This is a genomic window from Bacillus sp. B1(2022) (genome assembly GCF_040259625.1).
In the GTDB taxonomy this organism is placed as follows: Bacteria; Bacillota; Bacilli; order Bacillales; family Bacillaceae; genus Bacillus; species Bacillus velezensis.
The window spans coordinates 1-16,199 of record NZ_JANIFO010000012.1; the positions used below are offsets into that span (position 1 = coordinate 1).

17 protein-coding genes and 2 tRNA genes are annotated in these 16,199 nt (G+C 44.7%); 15 read left to right on the forward strand and 4 right to left on the reverse strand.

Annotation, left to right across the window (positions count from 1 at the left end; all coding sequences use genetic code 11):
* The first annotated feature begins 19 nt into the window (after window positions 1-19).
* From NQS30_RS17760 to tsaD, 7 genes are all read left to right on the forward strand, one after another.
* Window positions 20-96: transfer RNA gene (locus tag NQS30_RS17760), tRNA-Met, on the forward strand.
* Between the two features lie 10 nt (window positions 97-106).
* Window positions 107-183 (forward strand) — tRNA-Asp (locus NQS30_RS17765).
* Between the two features lie 182 nt (window positions 184-365).
* Window positions 366-1,343, forward strand: a complete 978-nt coding sequence (gene thiL / locus NQS30_RS17770; protein ID WP_015239288.1) for a thiamine-phosphate kinase — start codon at window positions 366-368, stop codon at window positions 1,341-1,343.
* Window positions 1,344-1,358: 15 nt separating this feature from the next.
* Entirely contained in the window at window positions 1,359-1,835 is a 477-nt protein-coding gene (tsaE, locus tag NQS30_RS17775) for a tRNA (adenosine(37)-N6)-threonylcarbamoyltransferase complex ATPase subunit type 1 TsaE (RefSeq protein WP_007408853.1), read from the forward strand.
* Window positions 1,816-2,505 carry a tRNA (adenosine(37)-N6)-threonylcarbamoyltransferase complex dimerization subunit type 1 TsaB gene (gene tsaB, locus NQS30_RS17780; protein ID WP_007408854.1) on the forward strand — a complete coding sequence of 230 codons (690 nt, stop codon included), beginning with the start codon at window positions 1,816-1,818 and terminating at the stop codon, window positions 2,503-2,505. Before tsaE ends, tsaB begins: the two co-directional genes overlap by 20 nt.
* A 10-nt stretch (window positions 2,506-2,515) precedes the next feature.
* Window positions 2,516-2,971 carry a ribosomal protein S18-alanine N-acetyltransferase gene (gene rimI / locus NQS30_RS17785; RefSeq protein WP_003155993.1) on the forward strand — a complete coding sequence of 152 codons (456 nt, stop codon included), beginning with the start codon at window positions 2,516-2,518 and terminating at the stop codon, window positions 2,969-2,971.
* On the forward strand, window positions 2,964-4,004 hold the full coding sequence (gene tsaD, locus NQS30_RS17790; RefSeq protein ID WP_015239289.1) for a tRNA (adenosine(37)-N6)-threonylcarbamoyltransferase complex transferase subunit TsaD: 1,041 nt from the start codon (window positions 2,964-2,966) through the stop codon (window positions 4,002-4,004). Before rimI ends, tsaD begins: the two co-directional genes overlap by 8 nt.
* Before the next feature lie 223 nt (window positions 4,005-4,227).
* Here tsaD and NQS30_RS17795 read toward each other — a convergent pair whose 3' ends face one another.
* Window positions 4,228-6,156, reverse strand: coding sequence for an ABC-F family ATP-binding cassette domain-containing protein (locus NQS30_RS17795; protein WP_015239290.1), 1,929 nt, complete (start codon window positions 6,154-6,156; stop codon window positions 4,228-4,230).
* A gap of 139 nt (window positions 6,157-6,295) precedes the next feature.
* Here NQS30_RS17795 and moaC point away from each other — a divergent pair, with 139 nt between their 5' ends.
* From moaC to tatC, 4 genes are read left to right on the forward strand one after another with little or no spacing between them, the layout of a single operon-like run.
* Entirely contained in the window at window positions 6,296-6,808 is a 513-nt protein-coding gene (gene moaC / locus NQS30_RS17800; protein WP_003155986.1) for a cyclic pyranopterin monophosphate synthase MoaC, read from the forward strand.
* Window positions 6,805-7,452, forward strand: a complete 648-nt coding sequence (locus NQS30_RS17805; protein ID WP_003155984.1) for a redox-sensing transcriptional repressor Rex — start codon at window positions 6,805-6,807, stop codon at window positions 7,450-7,452. The genes moaC and NQS30_RS17805 overlap by 4 nt, the downstream gene beginning before the upstream one ends.
* 18 nt (window positions 7,453-7,470) lie before the next feature.
* Complete coding sequence (locus NQS30_RS17810) at window positions 7,471-7,641, forward strand: twin-arginine translocase TatA/TatE family subunit (protein ID WP_003155981.1); 171 nt, start codon at window positions 7,471-7,473, stop codon at window positions 7,639-7,641.
* A gap of 6 nt (window positions 7,642-7,647) precedes the next feature.
* Window positions 7,648-8,406 carry a twin-arginine translocase subunit TatC gene (gene tatC, locus NQS30_RS17815; RefSeq protein WP_094032596.1) on the forward strand — a complete coding sequence of 253 codons (759 nt, stop codon included), beginning with the start codon at window positions 7,648-7,650 and terminating at the stop codon, window positions 8,404-8,406.
* A 38-nt stretch (window positions 8,407-8,444) separates the two neighbouring features.
* Here tatC and NQS30_RS17820 read toward each other — a convergent pair whose 3' ends face one another.
* The gene (locus NQS30_RS17820) at window positions 8,445-8,636 is read right to left on the reverse strand and encodes a YdiK family protein (RefSeq protein ID WP_003155975.1); all 192 of its coding nucleotides are present in this window, start codon (window positions 8,634-8,636) and stop codon (window positions 8,445-8,447) included.
* Window positions 8,633-9,367, reverse strand: a complete 735-nt coding sequence (locus tag NQS30_RS17825; protein WP_003155972.1) for a CPBP family intramembrane glutamic endopeptidase — start codon at window positions 9,365-9,367, stop codon at window positions 8,633-8,635. Before NQS30_RS17825 ends, NQS30_RS17820 begins: the two co-directional genes overlap by 4 nt.
* Window positions 9,368-9,603: 236 nt before the next feature.
* Here NQS30_RS17825 and groES point away from each other — a divergent pair, with 236 nt between their 5' ends.
* The 4 genes from groES (at window position 9,604) to NQS30_RS17845 (ending at window position 13,407) form a co-directional block, all read left to right on the forward strand.
* Window positions 9,604-9,888, forward strand: coding sequence for a co-chaperone GroES (gene groES, locus NQS30_RS17830; RefSeq protein ID WP_003155970.1), 285 nt, complete (start codon window positions 9,604-9,606; stop codon window positions 9,886-9,888).
* A gap of 41 nt (window positions 9,889-9,929) precedes the next feature.
* Window positions 9,930-11,564: a chaperonin GroEL gene (gene groL, locus NQS30_RS17835; protein ID WP_003155941.1), complete on the forward strand. Its 1,635-nt coding sequence runs from the start codon at window positions 9,930-9,932 to the stop codon at window positions 11,562-11,564.
* 417 nt (window positions 11,565-11,981) lie between these two features.
* Window positions 11,982-12,554 carry a hypothetical protein gene (locus NQS30_RS17840; RefSeq protein WP_015239293.1) on the forward strand — a complete coding sequence of 191 codons (573 nt, stop codon included), beginning with the start codon at window positions 11,982-11,984 and terminating at the stop codon, window positions 12,552-12,554.
* Between the two features lie 463 nt (window positions 12,555-13,017).
* Window positions 13,018-13,407 (forward strand): hypothetical protein, encoded by a 390-nt coding sequence (locus NQS30_RS17845; protein WP_025284353.1) that lies wholly within the window; start codon window positions 13,018-13,020, stop codon window positions 13,405-13,407.
* A 197-nt stretch (window positions 13,408-13,604) separates the two neighbouring features.
* Here NQS30_RS17845 and NQS30_RS17850 read toward each other — a convergent pair whose 3' ends face one another.
* Entirely contained in the window at window positions 13,605-16,082 is a 2,478-nt protein-coding gene (locus NQS30_RS17850) for a tetratricopeptide repeat protein (RefSeq protein WP_218791507.1), read from the reverse strand.
* Window positions 16,083-16,199: the final 117 nt, after the last annotated feature.

The following is a 16,199-nucleotide window of genomic DNA, read 5'->3' on the forward strand; positions in this document are numbered from 1 at the left end:
TTTTCTAAAATTTTATCATCGCGGGGTGGAGCAGTTCGGTAGCTCGTCGGGCTCATAACCCGAAGGTCGCAGGTTCAAATCCTGCCCCCGCAACCAAAAAATAAATGGTCCGGTAGTTCAGTTGGTTAGAATGCCTGCCTGTCACGCAGGAGGTCGCGGGTTCGAGTCCCGTCCGGACCGCCATTTTTATTGTAAACGAAACGATCATGTTTTCGTTTTTTTTGTGTTTTCTTTTAAATGCTGGCAGCTTGGTATCTAACCAAGCTTTCTTTTATATCGTTAAAGTCTTGGATATTGAAACATAATCCGATACACTAGAAAGAGCTGTATTTCACAAGAGCGTCAGAAAGGGAGACGGGAGATATATGGATGAGTTTGATTTGATTCACAGTATTACGCCGCATTCGCATTATCATTCTTCCGTCGATGTAGGGATCGGTGATGATGGTGCGGTTTATACAGCATCACCCCATATGCAGCAAATTGTCTGCCTTGATACAATGGTGGAGAATGTCCATTTTAAATTAGAGTATTCCTCTCCTCATGATATCGGTTATAAGGCGCTTGCTGTTAACATTAGTGACGTTGCGGCGATGGGAGGCATTCCGAAGTTTTATTTGGTGTCTCTAGCGGTTCCTTCTTGCTGGCAGAAAGCTGACGTCCAGGCAATGTATGAAGGAATGGCGGAACTGGCGAAACTATATCAAATGGATTTGATCGGGGGAGATACCGTCTCCGCTTCCGGTCAAGCCGTAATTACCGTTACTGTCATCGGAGAAGTTGAGAAGGATTGCGCTTGTCTGCGAAGCTCGGCAAGACCCGGAGATGTTGTGTTTGTTACAGGGGATATCGGTTCGTCTGCAGCAGGACTGTCTCTTTTGTTGGGAGAAACACTCCCTTCTGCTTTTCATACGACTGATTATTTTATCCAAAAACATAAACGGCCCGTTCCGAGAGTTCAGGTCGGCCGCTTCTGCTCTCAGCTTCAGCGCGCGGCTCTGAATGATATCAGTGACGGATTGGCTAGTGAGCTGCATGAAATAGCTGGGGCAAGTTCAGTTACGATAGAAATTGAAGAACAACTTCTGCCGGTGCATCCGGATTTGCCCGAGGCAAATTCTGAGTGGAAGAAATGGGTGTTATTCGGCGGTGAAGATTTTGAATTGGTTGGAACGGTTTCTCAGCAAGAGTGGACCTCTCTGCTTGATTACTGCACTCAATCGGGCATTCCGATTGCGAAGATAGGAGCGGTATCTGAACGGAAGGAAGCATGTGTTCTTTTGACAGCCAATGATCAGAGACAAATCGTCCTTGAGAAAAAAGGATACAATCATTTTAAATAAGACGGGTGACTCACTTTGAAGACATTACAATGGAGAACGAAAAACCCCGAAGAAACGAAAGCCGTAGCCAAGCTTGCCGCTTCTTTGGCAAAGCCGGGAGACATTTTGACACTGGAAGGCGACTTAGGCGCGGGAAAAACGACTTTTACAAAGGGTTTTGCCGAAGGACTGGGAATCACGAGGGTGGTAAACAGCCCGACTTTTACAATTATAAAAGAATACCATGACGGTTCGCTTCCTCTATATCATATGGATGTGTATCGTATGGAGGATGAAAGCGAAGACTTAGGGCTTGAAGAATATTTTGAGGGACAAGGCGTCTGCTTAATTGAATGGGCTCATTTAATTCAGGATCAGCTGCCTGCTGAACGGCTGCAGATCGTTATCACAAGAGCCGGTGATGAGGCAAGGGACATTACCTTTACGGCTTGCGGAACACGGTATGAAACGCTTTGTGAGGAGATAAATAAACATGACAATACTGGCAATTGATACGTCAAATTACACGTTGGGTGCCGCGCTCGTTCGTGACAAAACGGTGATGGCGGAGTATATTACATATTTAAAAAAGAATCATTCCGTGCGGGCCATGCCTGCTGTCAATTCATTGCTGAAGGATTGCGGCCTAACACCGCAGGACCTTACGAAAATAGCGGTGGCGAAAGGACCGGGTTCGTACACAGGTGTCAGAATCGGTGTGACGCTGGCAAAAACATTGGCATGGTCGCTGAAGCTTCCGGTTTCCGCTGTCTCGAGTCTGGAGGTGCTGGCGGCTAACGGACGGCACTTTCAAGGACTGATCTGCCCGTTATTTGATGCCCGGCGCGGACAGGTATATACGGGACTTTATGAATATCAGGACGGCCGATTACAATCCGTTCTTCCTGATCAGAATGTCCTTTTGACTGATTGGCTCGGCATGCTGAAAGAAAAAGCGTCTCCGGTTTTATTTTTAGGGCACGATACAGCCATTCATGAAGAAACCATTCTGCATGAATTGACATCTCAAGCAGTGATTGGAACGGCTGCACAGCATAATCCGCGGCCGTCAGAGCTGGCGTTTTTAGGCTTGGAAAAAGAGGAAGCGGATGTCCACAGCCTTGTTCCGGATTATTTGCGTCTGGCAGAGGCTGAAGCGAAATGGATGGAATCTCAAAAATAGGGTGATAGGGATGAAAACGAAAACGGCGATTCGAAGCATGCGTCCGGAAGATATTGATCAAATTTATGAAATTGAAACAGCATCCTTTACTTCTCCGTGGACGAAGGATTCATTTTATCATGAGCTTTTGGAAAATCCGTATGCCCACTACCTTGTCATTGAAAAGGACGGCTGTCTGGCGGGGTATTGCGGAATCTGGATTATTATAGATGACGCGCAGATTACGAACATAGCCATTAAGCCGGAATATCGGGGCCAATCATTGGGAGAAGCGCTGTTTCGCTCTGCGATAGAATTGTGCAGAGAAAAAAAGGCAAGAAGGCTCTCTCTCGAAGTCAGGGTCTCAAATCATCCCGCCCAATCCTTATATAAAAAATTCGGTCTTCAGGCCGGAGGAATCAGAAAACAATACTATACAGATAACGGAGAAGATGCGTTATTAATGTGGGTGACATTACATGAGTGAAAAACAAGATATTTATGTATTAGGAATCGAAACAAGCTGTGATGAAACAGCGGCCTCGGTTGTAAAAAACGGGAATGAAATTATTTCAAACGTTGTCGCTTCTCAAATTGAAAGCCATAAACGTTTCGGCGGGGTCGTGCCTGAAATAGCGTCCAGACATCATGTGGAGCAGATTACCCTTGTGATTGAGGAAGCTCTTTTAAAAGCGGAGATGGGCTTTGATGACCTTGATGCGATTGCCGTAACGGAAGGACCCGGACTTGTCGGAGCCCTGTTAATCGGAGTCAATGCGGCAAAGGCGTTAAGCTTTGCCCATCAAATACCGCTAGTCGGCGTCCATCACATCGCGGGCCATATTTATGCAAACAGGCTGATAGGAGAGCTTCAATTCCCGGCGCTTGCTTTGGTTGTGTCAGGCGGACATACGGAATTGGTTTATATGAAAGAGCACGGTTCATTCGAGGTTATCGGTGAAACGCTGGATGATGCCGCAGGCGAAGCTTACGACAAAGTGGCAAGAACGATGGGGCTTCCTTATCCGGGAGGGCCGCAGATTGATAAGCTGGCTGCTGTGGGAACGGATTCCATTCCGCTTCCGCGTGCGTGGCTGGAAGAAGGGTCTTACAATTTCAGCTTCAGCGGCCTGAAGTCAGCCGTGATTAACACGCTTCATAACGCCTCGCAAAAAAATGAGGTGATTCCTCCTGAGGATCTTGCCGCAAGCTTTCAGCAGAGTGTCATTGATGTACTGACGGCAAAAACCTCTAAGGCCGCGAAAGAATACGGGGTTAAACAAGTGCTGCTGGCAGGGGGCGTAGCCGCTAACAAAGGGCTGAGAGCCGCACTGCAGCAGGAATTCAGTCATTCGGGAGATCCCGAGCTTGTCATCCCGCCGCTTTCCTTATGTACGGACAATGCAGCGATGATTGCGGCTGCCGGAACCGTTGCTTTTGAAAAGGGGATTCGGGGCTCATATGATATGAACGGACAGCCCGGTTTGGAATTAACATCCTTTGATCGTCTCACGTTGTAAAACGTGAGGCTTTTTTTTACTTATTAACAGATAATTCGAACATATCCACAGGATTGTGAATACGTTCAGAAATCCAGGCTGGATAAGGGGCTGCAAGTTGTTAGTAAAGTGGATAAAGTCAGAAAATTTTGTGGATAGTGTGTATAAAACGCTTACTTACATGGCTGACAAGGAAGATAGCTGTGGATAAAAAAGCACCCCTTAAAGAGGTGCTTGACGTTTTCTATTCTTCTGAGGAGAGTTCCTCCCATTCTGCTAATAAGTTTTCGAGCTCTTGATTCAGAGCTTCATTCTCCGCGTGAATGGTCTGTACCTTTTCATGATCCTGATACACGTCAGGATCGCACAGCAGCTCCTCATTGGCGCTGATTTTCTCTTCGGCGGATGAGACGGCAGCTTCAATTTCTTCAATGCGTCTCAGGCGCTGCCGTTCTTTCTTCTTCCATTCTTTTTCTTCCTCGTAAGTTCTTTTCGTATCCTGTTTGACCTTGCCGGCAGGCTGAGCCTGCTCCTTTTCCTGCCGCTTCATTTCTTCCAGTTCCAGCTGCTGGGCTTTTTTCTCGGTGTAATAGTCATAGTCACCCAAATATTCTTCTGCATGATCCGGAGACAGCTCCAGCACCCTTGTGGCGATCCTGTTAATAAAGTAGCGGTCATGCGATACAAATAACAGTGTTCCCGGGTAGTCGATCAGGGCGTTTTCCAGCACTTCTTTACTGTCCAGATCAAGGTGGTTTGTCGGTTCATCAAGGATGAGAAAGTTTGCTTTTTGCAGCATCAGCTTGGCAAGCGCGACTCTTGCTTTCTCACCGCCGCTTAGAGAACGGACAGGTTTCAGGACATCGTCTCCGCTGAACAGGAAGTTGCCGAGGCATGTCCTGATCTCTTTTTCCGGCATGTCCGGATATTCATCCCACAGCTCGTCCAGCACGCGTTTGGACGAGGTCAGTTCAGCCTGCTCCTGATCATAATAGCCGATTGTGACATTGGAACCGTACGTGATCGATCCGGATTCGGGGCTGAGCGTGTTCATAATGGTTTTCAGCAAGGTTGATTTGCCGATTCCGTTCGGTCCGACGAGGGCGGCGCTTTCGCCTCTTGTAATGCCGAAGGTCAGGTTTTTCAAGAGCGGCGGCTGGCCGTCATAGCTGATGGAAACATCCTGTACGCGCAGGACGTCGTTTCCGCTCTGTTTTGTAATGTCAAAACGGAAGGCGGCTGATTTTTCATCCCCGAGCGGCTTTGCCATGACGTCCATCCGTTCAAGCTGTTTTCTTCTGCTTTGGGCTCTTTTCGTTGTAGAAGCTCTGGCCAGATTGCGGTCGACAAAATCTTGAAGCTTGGCGATTTCGTCCTGCTGTTTTTCATACAGCTTCAGGTCTTTCTCATACTGCTCAGCTTTTTGTTCTAAATAGGCGCTGTAGTTGCCGAGGTATTTTTTGCTTTCTGTCCGTGAGACCTCGTACACTTGGCTGACGACTTTATCAAGAAAGTATCTGTCGTGGGAAACGATCAGAATGGCGCCTGAATATCCCTGTAAATAATGCTCAAGCCATGTAAGCGTATCGATGTCGAGATGGTTCGTCGGTTCATCCAGAATAAGCAGATCAGGCTGGGTCAGCAGCAGCTTTCCGAGCGCAAGCCTTGTTTTCTGACCGCCGCTCAGGCTTTGCACTTTCACGGAATCGTCAAATTTTCCGAAGCCGAGGCCGTGAAGGATAGATCGGACATCCGCTTCATATTGATAGCCGCCTTTATCCTTGAAATCCTGCTGAAGCCTGTCATAGGTTTTCATCAGCGTCTCAAGCTCCGCGGGGGCGGCCGTGGCCATCTTTTCTTCAATAGAGCGCATCTCTTTTTCCATTGCTTTCAGGAAATCAAAAACGCTCAGCAGTTCTTCTTTTATGGTAAGCTGGGATTCCAAGCCTGTGTGCTGGGCGAGATATCCCATCGTTAATTCTTTCGGTTTGATTAATTCACCCTTTTCATATGAAAGGTGACCTGCGATAATTTTAAGGAGAGTTGATTTGCCGGCTCCGTTTCTGCCTACTATGGCGATGCGATCCCGAGATCTGACTTCAAGCTTTATATTGTTTAAAATAGGATCAGCGCCAAAAGATTTGGATAGCTGATTAATTTGTAAGATCATCATATTATTTCACCTCTGTTATAATAAGTTAAGTGTAGCTTATCAACCTGCTGTCAGCAAACAATACATCAGAATTGGAACATTATAGGATAAGACATCAGGGAGAAAATAGTGTATGATCAGAAGTAAGGAGAGTTTAAATATGAATGGATTTTCTCATTTTAATGAAGAAGGCCGTGCCCGCATGGTGGATATAAGCGATAAATCTTCAACAGTCCGTACTGCCGCTGCGATATCCAGCGTACACATGAAGCATGACGTGTACAGCAGAATCAAAAACCGCGAGATCGGAAAAGGAGACGTGCTGGCTGTCGCACAGGTGGCAGGAATTATGGCCGCAAAGCAGACGTCAGCGATTATCCCGATGTGCCACCCGCTTTCTTTAAGCAGCGTCGACATTTCATTCGGCTGGGAGGAAAAGGATTCCGAAGCCGTTCTTCATATACAGGCAAGCGTAAAAACGAAAGGGAGTACAGGTGTGGAAATGGAAGCGCTAACTTCCGCTTCAGTCTGCGCTTTGACCGTTTATGACATGTGCAAGGCGCTGGATAAAGGAATGGTCATCGGCCCGACCTGCCTCATGGAAAAGACAGGAGGCAAAAACGGTGATTTTAAAAGAGATGCATCTGAGTATAAAGTGGAGGACCAATCATGAACAAGGATCAATCAAAAATTCCACAGGCGACGGCAAAACGGCTGCCGCTTTATTATCGCTTTTTAAAGAATTTACACGCGTCAGGAAAACAGCGCGTTTCATCAGCTGAACTGAGCGACGCGGTAAAAGTCGATTCGGCCACGATCCGCCGGGATTTTTCCTATTTCGGGGCGCTCGGCAAAAAAGGATACGGCTATAATGTGGATTACCTGCTGTCATTTTTCAGAAAAACACTGGATCAGGATGAAACGACGAACGTCATTTTGATCGGTGTCGGGAATTTAGGGACGGCGTTTCTTCACTATAATTTCACAAAAAATAATAACACAAAAATATCTATGGCTTTTGATGTGAATCAGAGTAAAATAGGAACTGAGGTAGGCGGTGTGCCTGTCTTTGATCTTAATGATTTAGAGCTTCACATTAAGGATGAACCCGTGGCGATTCTTACCGTTCCTGCGGTTGCCGCCCAGTCAATCACCGACCGGCTCGTGTCGCTCGGAATCAAGGGGATCCTTAACTTTACGCCGGCCCGTTTGAATGTGCCGGATCACATTCGAATTCATCATATAGATTTAGCTGTAGAGCTTCAATCATTGGTTTATTTCTTGAAGCATTATTCTGTTTTGGAAGAAATTGAATAGCGAAAGGAGGAGCTGCACATGATCGGTCCTGGAAGCCTGGCGGTTATCGGTGTGGTGGCGGTGATTATTTTCGGTCCGAAGAAGCTTCCCGAATTAGGAAAAGCGGCGGGGGACACGCTTCGTGAATTTAAGAACGCTACTAAGGGATTAGCCGGTGAAGAAGAGGAAAAAAAGAAAGAAGAACAGTAAGATAGGATGACGCGTATGAGAGTGAATCAAATGACGCTTGTGGAGCATATTGCCGAACTTCGGAAACGATTGCTGATTGTGGCGTTATCCTTTACGGTTTTCTTTATTGCCGGCTTTTTTCTGGCAAAACCTATCATTGTGTATCTTCAAAAAGCCGATGAAGTAAAAGAGCTCACCCTTAATGCTTTTAACCTGACGGATCCGCTGTTTATCTTTTTGCAGTTCGCGTTTATCATCGGCATCATTTTGACTTCGCCGATTATTCTCTATCAGATTTGGGCGTTTGTCAGCCCGGGTCTGTATGAGAAGGAGCGCAAAGTAACACTCAGCTATATTCCGATTTCGATCGTGCTGTTTGTCGGCGGTGTGTCGTTTTCTTATTATATTTTATTTCCGCTGGTCGTTGATTTTATGAAGCGGGTTTCGAATGACCTCGATGTCAACCAGGTGATCGGGATCACCGAGTACTTTCATTTTCTGCTGCAGCTGACGATTCCGTTCGGACTGCTGTTTCAGATGCCGGTGCTGATCATGTTTTTAACGAGACTCGGTGTTATCACGCCGATGTTTTTATCGAAGATCAGGAAGTACGCGTATTTTGTGCTGCTTGTGATCGCCGCGATGATTGCGCCGCCTGAGCTGCTGTCTCACTTGATGATTACCATTCCGCTTTGCATTTTATACGAGATCAGTATCCTGATTTCAAAAGCGGCGTATCGGAAAAGGCAGACCAGCAGTGAATCCGATCAGGACGTATCAGCATAAAAAAAGCCATTTCTCAATGATGAGAAATGGCTTTTCTTTTATTTTTGATTTTTTTTCACTTTAAATGAGAAGGCGAACATTTTAAACGAGATGCTGATATTATAAGCGGCGAAAACCATCAGCAGTATGGAATAAAAAGACCACATGCTTCCCGGAGAGCTTGCGGCCAAATACGTAAAGATACAGCCGACTGCGAAATAAATCAAGCCCCAAGTCATTGGGTTCCTCATACAAACAATCCTCCAATAATTAATTGCATTTGCTCACTATGCTGTTCAATATATTTTTGGGCGGGGCCGAGCTGCATGACCACGACAATGGTATTCATCATGACATGGGCGAATATCGGCACAATAATCCGTTTCGTCTGCACATACAAGAACGCAAAGGTAAAGCCCATGGCCGTATACAGCAGCAGGTGCGTGAGGTCTTGATGCACAATGCCGAAAATGACGGAACTGATCAGTCCGGCGATAAAGAAATTCGTTTTTTCATATAATACACCGAAAATGATCTTCCGGAAAATGATTTCTTCAAGAATCGGCCCGACGATAGAAGAAACGATAATCATGAGCGGCATGGCTTTAATAATGTTGAGAATGGCTTTCGTGTTTTCGGAACCGCTGCCCACATGAAAGACATACTGCTCAATCATCCCGGCGATTCCCTGAGAAAATAAAGCGAGCCATATTCCCGCGACCGCCCAGAGAACGGACATGCCGGCGGATGCTTTCTTCCCGTTTCTTAATGTCTGCTTCGGCGCGGTTCTCAAAATCAAGAGAACGATAATCAGGCAGATAAAAAAGCTTACGACGGAATAAATCCCCTGAGCCATGGTGAGATTCGCATTCGTAGGGTGCCCGCCCGCATAGCCGAATTTGTACATTAAAGGAATGCCGATCAATGCGGAAAGCTGCATGATAACATATGTCAAAATGATATACCAATACTGTTTTCTCAAATGATATGTACTCCTTTATCCTATAAAATCAACTTATTTGTTCTTATTGTAACACAAGTGAACTTGACGTGAAAAAAGGAGAAAATCAGTGCGAGAGAGAATCATGTAAGCGTGAAAATTTTTTATTCTTATGACTTGAAATTGGAAGTGAGATTCTTTATTATAATAACTGTGTTAGCACTCTTTAGAGCTGAGTGCTAAAATTACATATTCATACTATTGAGGAGGTTATTACATTGTTAAAGCCATTAGGTGATCGCGTTGTCATTGAACTCGTAGAATCTGAAGAAAAAACTGCCAGCGGAATCGTATTACCGGATTCTGCAAAAGAAAAGCCGCAAGAAGGCAAAATCGTGGCAGCCGGTTCAGGTCGCGTGTTGGAAAGCGGAGAGCGCGTTGCTTTAGAAGTAAAAGAGGGCGACCGCATTATCTTCTCAAAATACGCCGGTACTGAAGTGAAATACGAAGGTACTGAATACTTAATCTTACGTGAAAGCGACATTTTAGCTGTAATCGGCTAAGCAAATAAATATTTTTAAAAATTCGAGGAGGTTTCGTTAACATGGCAAAAGATATTAAGTTTAGTGAAGAAGCACGCCGCGCTATGCTTCGCGGTGTCGATGCGCTTGCTGACGCTGTAAAAGTAACTTTAGGGCCAAAAGGACGCAACGTGGTTCTGGAGAAAAAATTCGGTTCTCCGTTAATTACAAATGACGGTGTGACAATCGCAAAAGAAATTGAACTTGAAGATGCGTTTGAAAACATGGGTGCGAAGCTTGTAGCTGAAGTAGCCAGCAAAACAAACGACGTTGCCGGTGACGGTACGACGACTGCGACTGTACTTGCGCAGGCTATGATCCGCGAAGGCCTTAAAAACGTAACTGCGGGGGCTAACCCTGTCGGCGTGCGTAAAGGTATGGAACAAGCCGTGACTGTAGCAATCGAAAACTTAAAAGAAATTTCTAAGCCGATCGAAGGCAAAGAGTCTATCGCTCAGGTTGCTGCGATCTCTGCTGCTGATGAGGAAGTCGGAAGCCTTATCGCTGAAGCAATGGAGCGCGTAGGAAACGACGGCGTCATCACAATCGAAGAGTCTAAAGGATTCACAACTGAGCTTGAAGTTGTGGAAGGTATGCAATTCGACCGCGGATATGCGTCTCCTTACATGGTGACTGACTCTGATAAGATGGAAGCGGTTCTCGATAATCCATACATCTTAATCACAGACAAAAAAATCACAAACATTCAAGAAATCCTTCCTGTGCTTGAGCAAGTTGTACAGCAAGGCAAACCATTGCTTCTGATCGCTGAAGATGTTGAAGGTGAAGCTCTTGCTACACTCGTTGTCAACAAACTTCGCGGCACATTCAACGCTGTTGCCGTTAAAGCTCCTGGCTTCGGTGACCGCCGTAAAGCAATGCTTGAAGACATCTCTGTTCTTACTGGCGGAGAAGTAATCACAGAAGACTTAGGCCTTGATCTGAAATCTACTGAAATCGGACAATTGGGACGCGCTTCTAAAGTTGTGGTAACGAAAGAAAACACAACAATCGTAGAAGGCGCCGGCGACACTGAAAAAATCGCTGCACGCGTCAACCAAATCCGCGCTCAAGTGGAAGAAACAACTTCTGAATTCGACAGAGAAAAATTACAAGAGCGTCTTGCGAAACTTGCTGGCGGCGTAGCTGTCATCAAAGTCGGCGCTGCGACTGAAACTGAGCTGAAAGAGCGTAAACTTCGCATCGAAGACGCACTCAACTCCACTCGCGCAGCTGTTGAAGAAGGCATCGTATCCGGCGGTGGTACAGCGCTAGTCAACGTATACAACAAAGTCGCTGCAGTGGAAGCTGAAGGCGATGCGCAAACAGGTATCAACATCGTGCTTCGCGCGCTTGAAGAGCCGATCCGTCAAATCGCGCACAATGCTGGTCTTGAAGGATCTGTCATCGTTGAGCGCCTGAAAAACGAAAAAATCGGCGTAGGCTTCAACGCTGCAACTGGCGAATGGGTAAACATGATCGAAAAAGGTATCGTTGACCCGACAAAAGTGACACGTTCTGCTCTGCAAAACGCAGCTTCTGTAGCAGCAATGCTCTTAACAACTGAAGCCGTTGTCGCTGACAAACCGGAAGAAAACGCCGGCGGCGCAGGAATGCCTGACATGGGCGGCATGGGCGGTATGGGCGGCATGATGTAAAAAATTATGATCCCTGTTTGGACATAAGGGGTTGCCAGATGTAATGCCATACGAGGTCTCTCACAAGTTCAATGAATTTGTGAGGGGCTTTTTTTATTTCTATCATTCATCTCAAATTACGAATGAATGATGCTAATTTATTTAAGTTAGCATCGGCTATAGTACAAGATACTCTCAATTTTCCAAAAACAGATTTAATAATTCATTTAAAGCAGTTACTAAGGATGCAGAGTGCTATTTAAACACCAACAATCCTGTCTATCTGAAATTTAAACATCATTTTACTGTTAATAATTATACCCAAGAGGATGGTCAAACAATTGCACAAGCATTTGCAGATTGCCTTAAAGAAAAATAAAATCTGAATAATTAATTCTTCCCAAAAGTAATGCACATTATGAGGGGGCGCACATCATTGTGATACAGTTAAAGATTATATATAAGGCAGTATTAATAATTTTAATAAGTGCCTGTTTATTATTGTTTAATGGATGGTATTTTCATAAATGTATTATTGATCCGCATTACTACCAATTAACAGATTTTTCGGAAGAAGATATTCAAATTTTTGAGCATTTTTATAATATTGATCTACCTTCAAACACGAAGTTTATTAAAGCAGAGCAATTTGAAACAGGGGTAGGTAATTATTCTGCGATTTTGTACGTAGCATTACCTGCCAAAAAGGTAAAGCCTTTAGTTTCTGACTATTCTTATATGCCTATCTTTTATAACAATAGGTATACAGTATTTTATGGTGTTAATATTACAAGCAGCAATAAGGAAACAGCACAAATTACATTTGGAGCAGACGATAGTTCGCTGAATGGTTCTTTATGGAGTAAGCAAGTAAGGAATCTCTTAGAATCGAAAGGGAAGTATATTGGCGTTTCAGATGAAACTTATGTTATTTCTGCGTTTTTAATTAACGTCGTTTTTATTGCATTACTTGTTTGGATCTTGAAAAAGAGCAGAAGAACTAGAGTTTGAATTAAGAAATATTTGAACTCACCAGCATAATGTTGATTAGGAATACTTAAGGGTATATCGGACAGAAAGAGTTTTCATTGCACAGATCTTTATTAAATAATAACACTAAACCAATTTTAAATGCAGTTCAAGGGTATTAGAATAGTCTTGTTTAATAGTATGGAAGGAAAGAGAAAGGGGAAACATGAGGAACTTATCATGCTGTTATTCACATTGTGTTTTCTACCCCATATCCATTGGGCGCTTGGAAGGACACCTTGGCAAAGGTTTTATAGATGATACTATACTTCAAATTTTAAGCTTCATTTCACAAAAATCTTAAATTTGCATTAATATTATAAATTTCTATCATACTTATTCATTTCTCGGAAGAAAGATATGGAAAAACCTCTGTTTTTTTTAGGAAAATATGTTATTATAATTTTGGATTTAAAATATTAAAAAGAAAAGAGGAATTCTAAAGATGAAAAAGTTAGTAATGACCCTGTTTACAGCAGTACTTTTGGGAGTTGCTATTTTCGCAGGTGGGTCAGAAGCCTTAGCTATGGATTCGAAAGGTACAATCAAATTTAAAACAGATGCTAATACATATACGAAAAGTGCTACTTCCATTGTAGTTACGGGTACTTTGGCTAGGGATTTAGATAATGGCTTTTCAGTAATTATCTTAAATAATAAAGGTAAAGTATTTGCCAGAAAAGATATTTCGCATAGTATTGGTTCACGTAATTTTCGTGTGAGTTTTTCAACGAAAAATCTTCCTGCAGGTAAGTATGATGTGCAAGTTGGACAGGATTGGGGAGGAAGATATTGGTCAGGTGAACTAAAACATTATATTACAGTACAGCATTAATACGGCTGTATAAGTATTAACCTCTTGTTGTTAAAAAGTTTAACTTTAGAAATTTGTTTTCTGTGAAAAATTAATTTTTCAATCAAGGTATCTTAATCAATTTACTGTACTGATAAAGATACCTTTTTATCTTTAAAAACAACAAGGTCATGAGTGTTTTTCAAAGCTCTTACCGCTAGCCGCAATGTATTTGTCTTTTAAATGAGAATATCCATTTGCTCCACCTCACCCCGAATCCCAATCCCAGGCTCCCACGAATCAATCAGACGAATCGCCTTTTGATTAGCTTCTATCGCTTTCGTAGTTTCTCCTTTTCGATACAACAGCTGTGCCATTCCGTAATGATAGTAAATCAGTTCAACTTGATTGGCGTTGTGTTTGTCATAGAGCATTTGTTCAAAGGCTTTTTCCGCTTTTTCGAGTTGATCACACTTGACGTAAGCCATGCCCAGGTTAAAATAGGCTTCTATCGTTTTTTCGCCGCCGTATGCGGCGCTGGTGGTGTTTGCCGCTTCGTATAATGTGATGGCTTCTTCGTAGTGAGAGCGGGCGAAACTCAGGTCGCCGCGGACCAGAAGAACCCTGTGCCGGATAATGGGCGAGACGGGCTGATCTTTGATGCCGTCCAGCATTGCTGCCGCTTTGTCCGGTTCTCCGATTTTTAACAGCAGCCTTGCTTGCAGGGCGATTCCCCATACTTTCAAGTCATCGTGATCCGGCGCGCCTGATTGTTCGAGTATCTTCAGGCCGGCTTCTATTTGCCTGAGAGCTTCGTCTGAATCGTTGACTTCCATCAGCGCCCAGCCTGCCGTGTCGATCCGAAAGTAAGCTTCCCGTGTGTGTTCGCCTGATTGATGGGCGGCATCGGCAGCTTTTAATCCGTATTCGATTCGCAGGGGCAGGCTGATTCTGCTTAGAAAATGGCTGATACGGATGATGAGTTTGATCAGGATTTCATGTTGTCCGGTTTCGCTCGACCATTCGATGACCTTCAGGATATTCGGCCATTCCTTTTTCATTTGCTCTAAATTCCGTCCCAGCAGGTAGCTCCAATAGATGGAATTCGGCTGTTCCCGTTTTATATGGGTTTCCGCATAATCCATATAATAATGCGCCCAGCGGCTTCGGGCTTCTTTTGCAAAATCATGATTTTCGGATAAGTGCTGTTCTCCGTAAGCGACAACAGTTTGATGGGCTGAATATTGAATTCTTCCTTCGCTTCGTTCCGGCTGTATTAAAGCATATGACCGCATTTGCTCAATCGCGTAATGAAAACGGCGGGCGTCTAATCCGGCCGCTTGAGCCAAGCTTTTTTCGTCAGGGGGTTTAGCGAAAAAGCAAAGCGTCTGCCATAGTTTTCGTGTGTCTTCATGACATCTGTCCCATGTGCGGCCAAAGAGAACCTCAAACAATTCCAATAATGAGTAACCCGCTTGTTTAAGCTCTTGAATGAGCTGGGGAGCGGGGATGTCGTCGTCTGACATGTATGCAATGCTCAGTGCCATGGCCTTCGGGTTGCCGGCGGCTGCCGAGACGAATTCATTCTTAAGGTCAGGCGATAGCTCCAACAGCTGCTCCAGCTTTTCCCGTTTATGCGGGAGATTGCATGTTTGCAGACAGCGATGCACTTCTTGATGAAAAAAATCAAGGGCATCCGTTTGTTCAAGACCGCTCAGCTGGATGGCCGCCAGTTCTCCGAAGCCGTCCCGGTATGTCTGTTTTACATTTTCACGTGCCGTAAGGAGGACTTTTACGCCTTGCGGAAGGCCGATGATAAATTCGTGAATGTCACGTTCCGCTGTATCAATGCTGTCAACGATCAGCAATACCGGTGTTTCATTTGAATGAGCGGCTAATGCATTGCGGACGACGAACCGTTTTTCGTTGATTGATTTGTCGATTTGTTCGGTGCGTCCGAGCTGATAGGCGATCGTGTTTAAAAAATCGCTGAAGCTCAATCCTTTCCAGTCAGCGCTGATCCAGATGATGCTGTTGAATGCCGGCCAATCTGGTGAACCGCCGGCACAAAGGTAGGCTGCTTCAAGAGCGATCGTTGTTTTTCCCATGCCGGCCCAGCCGGTGAGTAAACAGACCGGTGACGGAGACAGCATCCATTGCCGGATTGCTTCCATATCAAAGCCGCGTCCGATAAAGTTCCCGGTCCGGCGTGACGGTAAGTTATGCGTGACGGATTTTCTTGTAAGCGCATTCGTTTCGTGGCTTGGTCTGTCATGAAACAGCCGCTTTACTGCTTTTTCAACATCTTCATCACTCGGCGCTCCGAATGATCCGTCTTTCCGGAGTATTTTTGCTTTTTTTAGACAAGACGCCGTCCAAACGGGCAATGCGGGTTTGATGACGGGAATGGTTGTGGTTTCCAGAAGGCCGGTCAGCCATTCAGCATCCATATCAGTCTTTTCTATAATGATCCAGATCATGCCGAACAGCTTTCCGTCATCAATTCGTCCGGGAATGTAGTTTGCGCCCATCTGTCCGATCCAGCTTTTGATCGTGTTAGAGGAAACGCCTATTCGGAGTGCGATTTGATCTATATAAGACTGTCCGGATTTTACGTTCTTTGTCCTTTTAATTTTGAAATCAGGATGAAGTTTCAGCGATTTGACGGCAGGTGCCAGCAGTTCTGCAAATTGTGTCCGGTTTTCAAGTTCAGCCATTAGCCTGCACCTCCTATTAGTACTATTTTATCAATTCAGTGTTTTTTGTATATGAAAAAATAAAAAGTACAGTGCCGCTGTCCTTTTATACAGCAGGAAAGGCTGTTGTACGTCTTG

Excerpts from the sequence above, each read along its gene's own strand:
- NQS30_RS17820 (WP_003155975.1), bottom strand. The coding sequence starts at position 8,636 with ATGAGGAACCCAATGACTTGGGGCTTGATTTATTTCGCAGTCGGCTGT.
- NQS30_RS17795 (WP_015239290.1), bottom strand. The coding sequence starts at position 6,156 with ATGATGATCTTACAAATTAATCAGCTATCCAAATCTTTTGGCGCTGAT.
- tsaD (WP_015239289.1), top strand. The coding sequence starts at position 2,964 with ATGAGTGAAAAACAAGATATTTATGTATTAGGAATCGAAACAAGCTGT.
- NQS30_RS17810 (WP_003155981.1), top strand. The coding sequence starts at position 7,471 with ATGATCGGTCCTGGAAGCCTGGCGGTTATCGGTGTGGTGGCGGTGATT.
- NQS30_RS17805 (WP_003155984.1), top strand. The coding sequence starts at position 6,805 with ATGAACAAGGATCAATCAAAAATTCCACAGGCGACGGCAAAACGGCTG.
- rimI (WP_003155993.1), top strand. The coding sequence starts at position 2,516 with ATGAAAACGAAAACGGCGATTCGAAGCATGCGTCCGGAAGATATTGAT.
- tsaB (WP_007408854.1), top strand. The coding sequence starts at position 1,816 with ATGACAATACTGGCAATTGATACGTCAAATTACACGTTGGGTGCCGCG.
- thiL (WP_015239288.1), top strand. The coding sequence starts at position 366 with ATGGATGAGTTTGATTTGATTCACAGTATTACGCCGCATTCGCATTAT.
- moaC (WP_003155986.1), top strand. The coding sequence starts at position 6,296 with ATGAATGGATTTTCTCATTTTAATGAAGAAGGCCGTGCCCGCATGGTG.
- NQS30_RS17845 (WP_025284353.1), top strand. The coding sequence starts at position 13,018 with ATGAAAAAGTTAGTAATGACCCTGTTTACAGCAGTACTTTTGGGAGTT.
- groL (WP_003155941.1), top strand. The coding sequence starts at position 9,930 with ATGGCAAAAGATATTAAGTTTAGTGAAGAAGCACGCCGCGCTATGCTT.
- tatC (WP_094032596.1), top strand. The coding sequence starts at position 7,648 with ATGACGCGTATGAGAGTGAATCAAATGACGCTTGTGGAGCATATTGCC.
- NQS30_RS17850 (WP_218791507.1), bottom strand. The coding sequence starts at position 16,082 with ATGGCTGAACTTGAAAACCGGACACAATTTGCAGAACTGCTGGCACCT.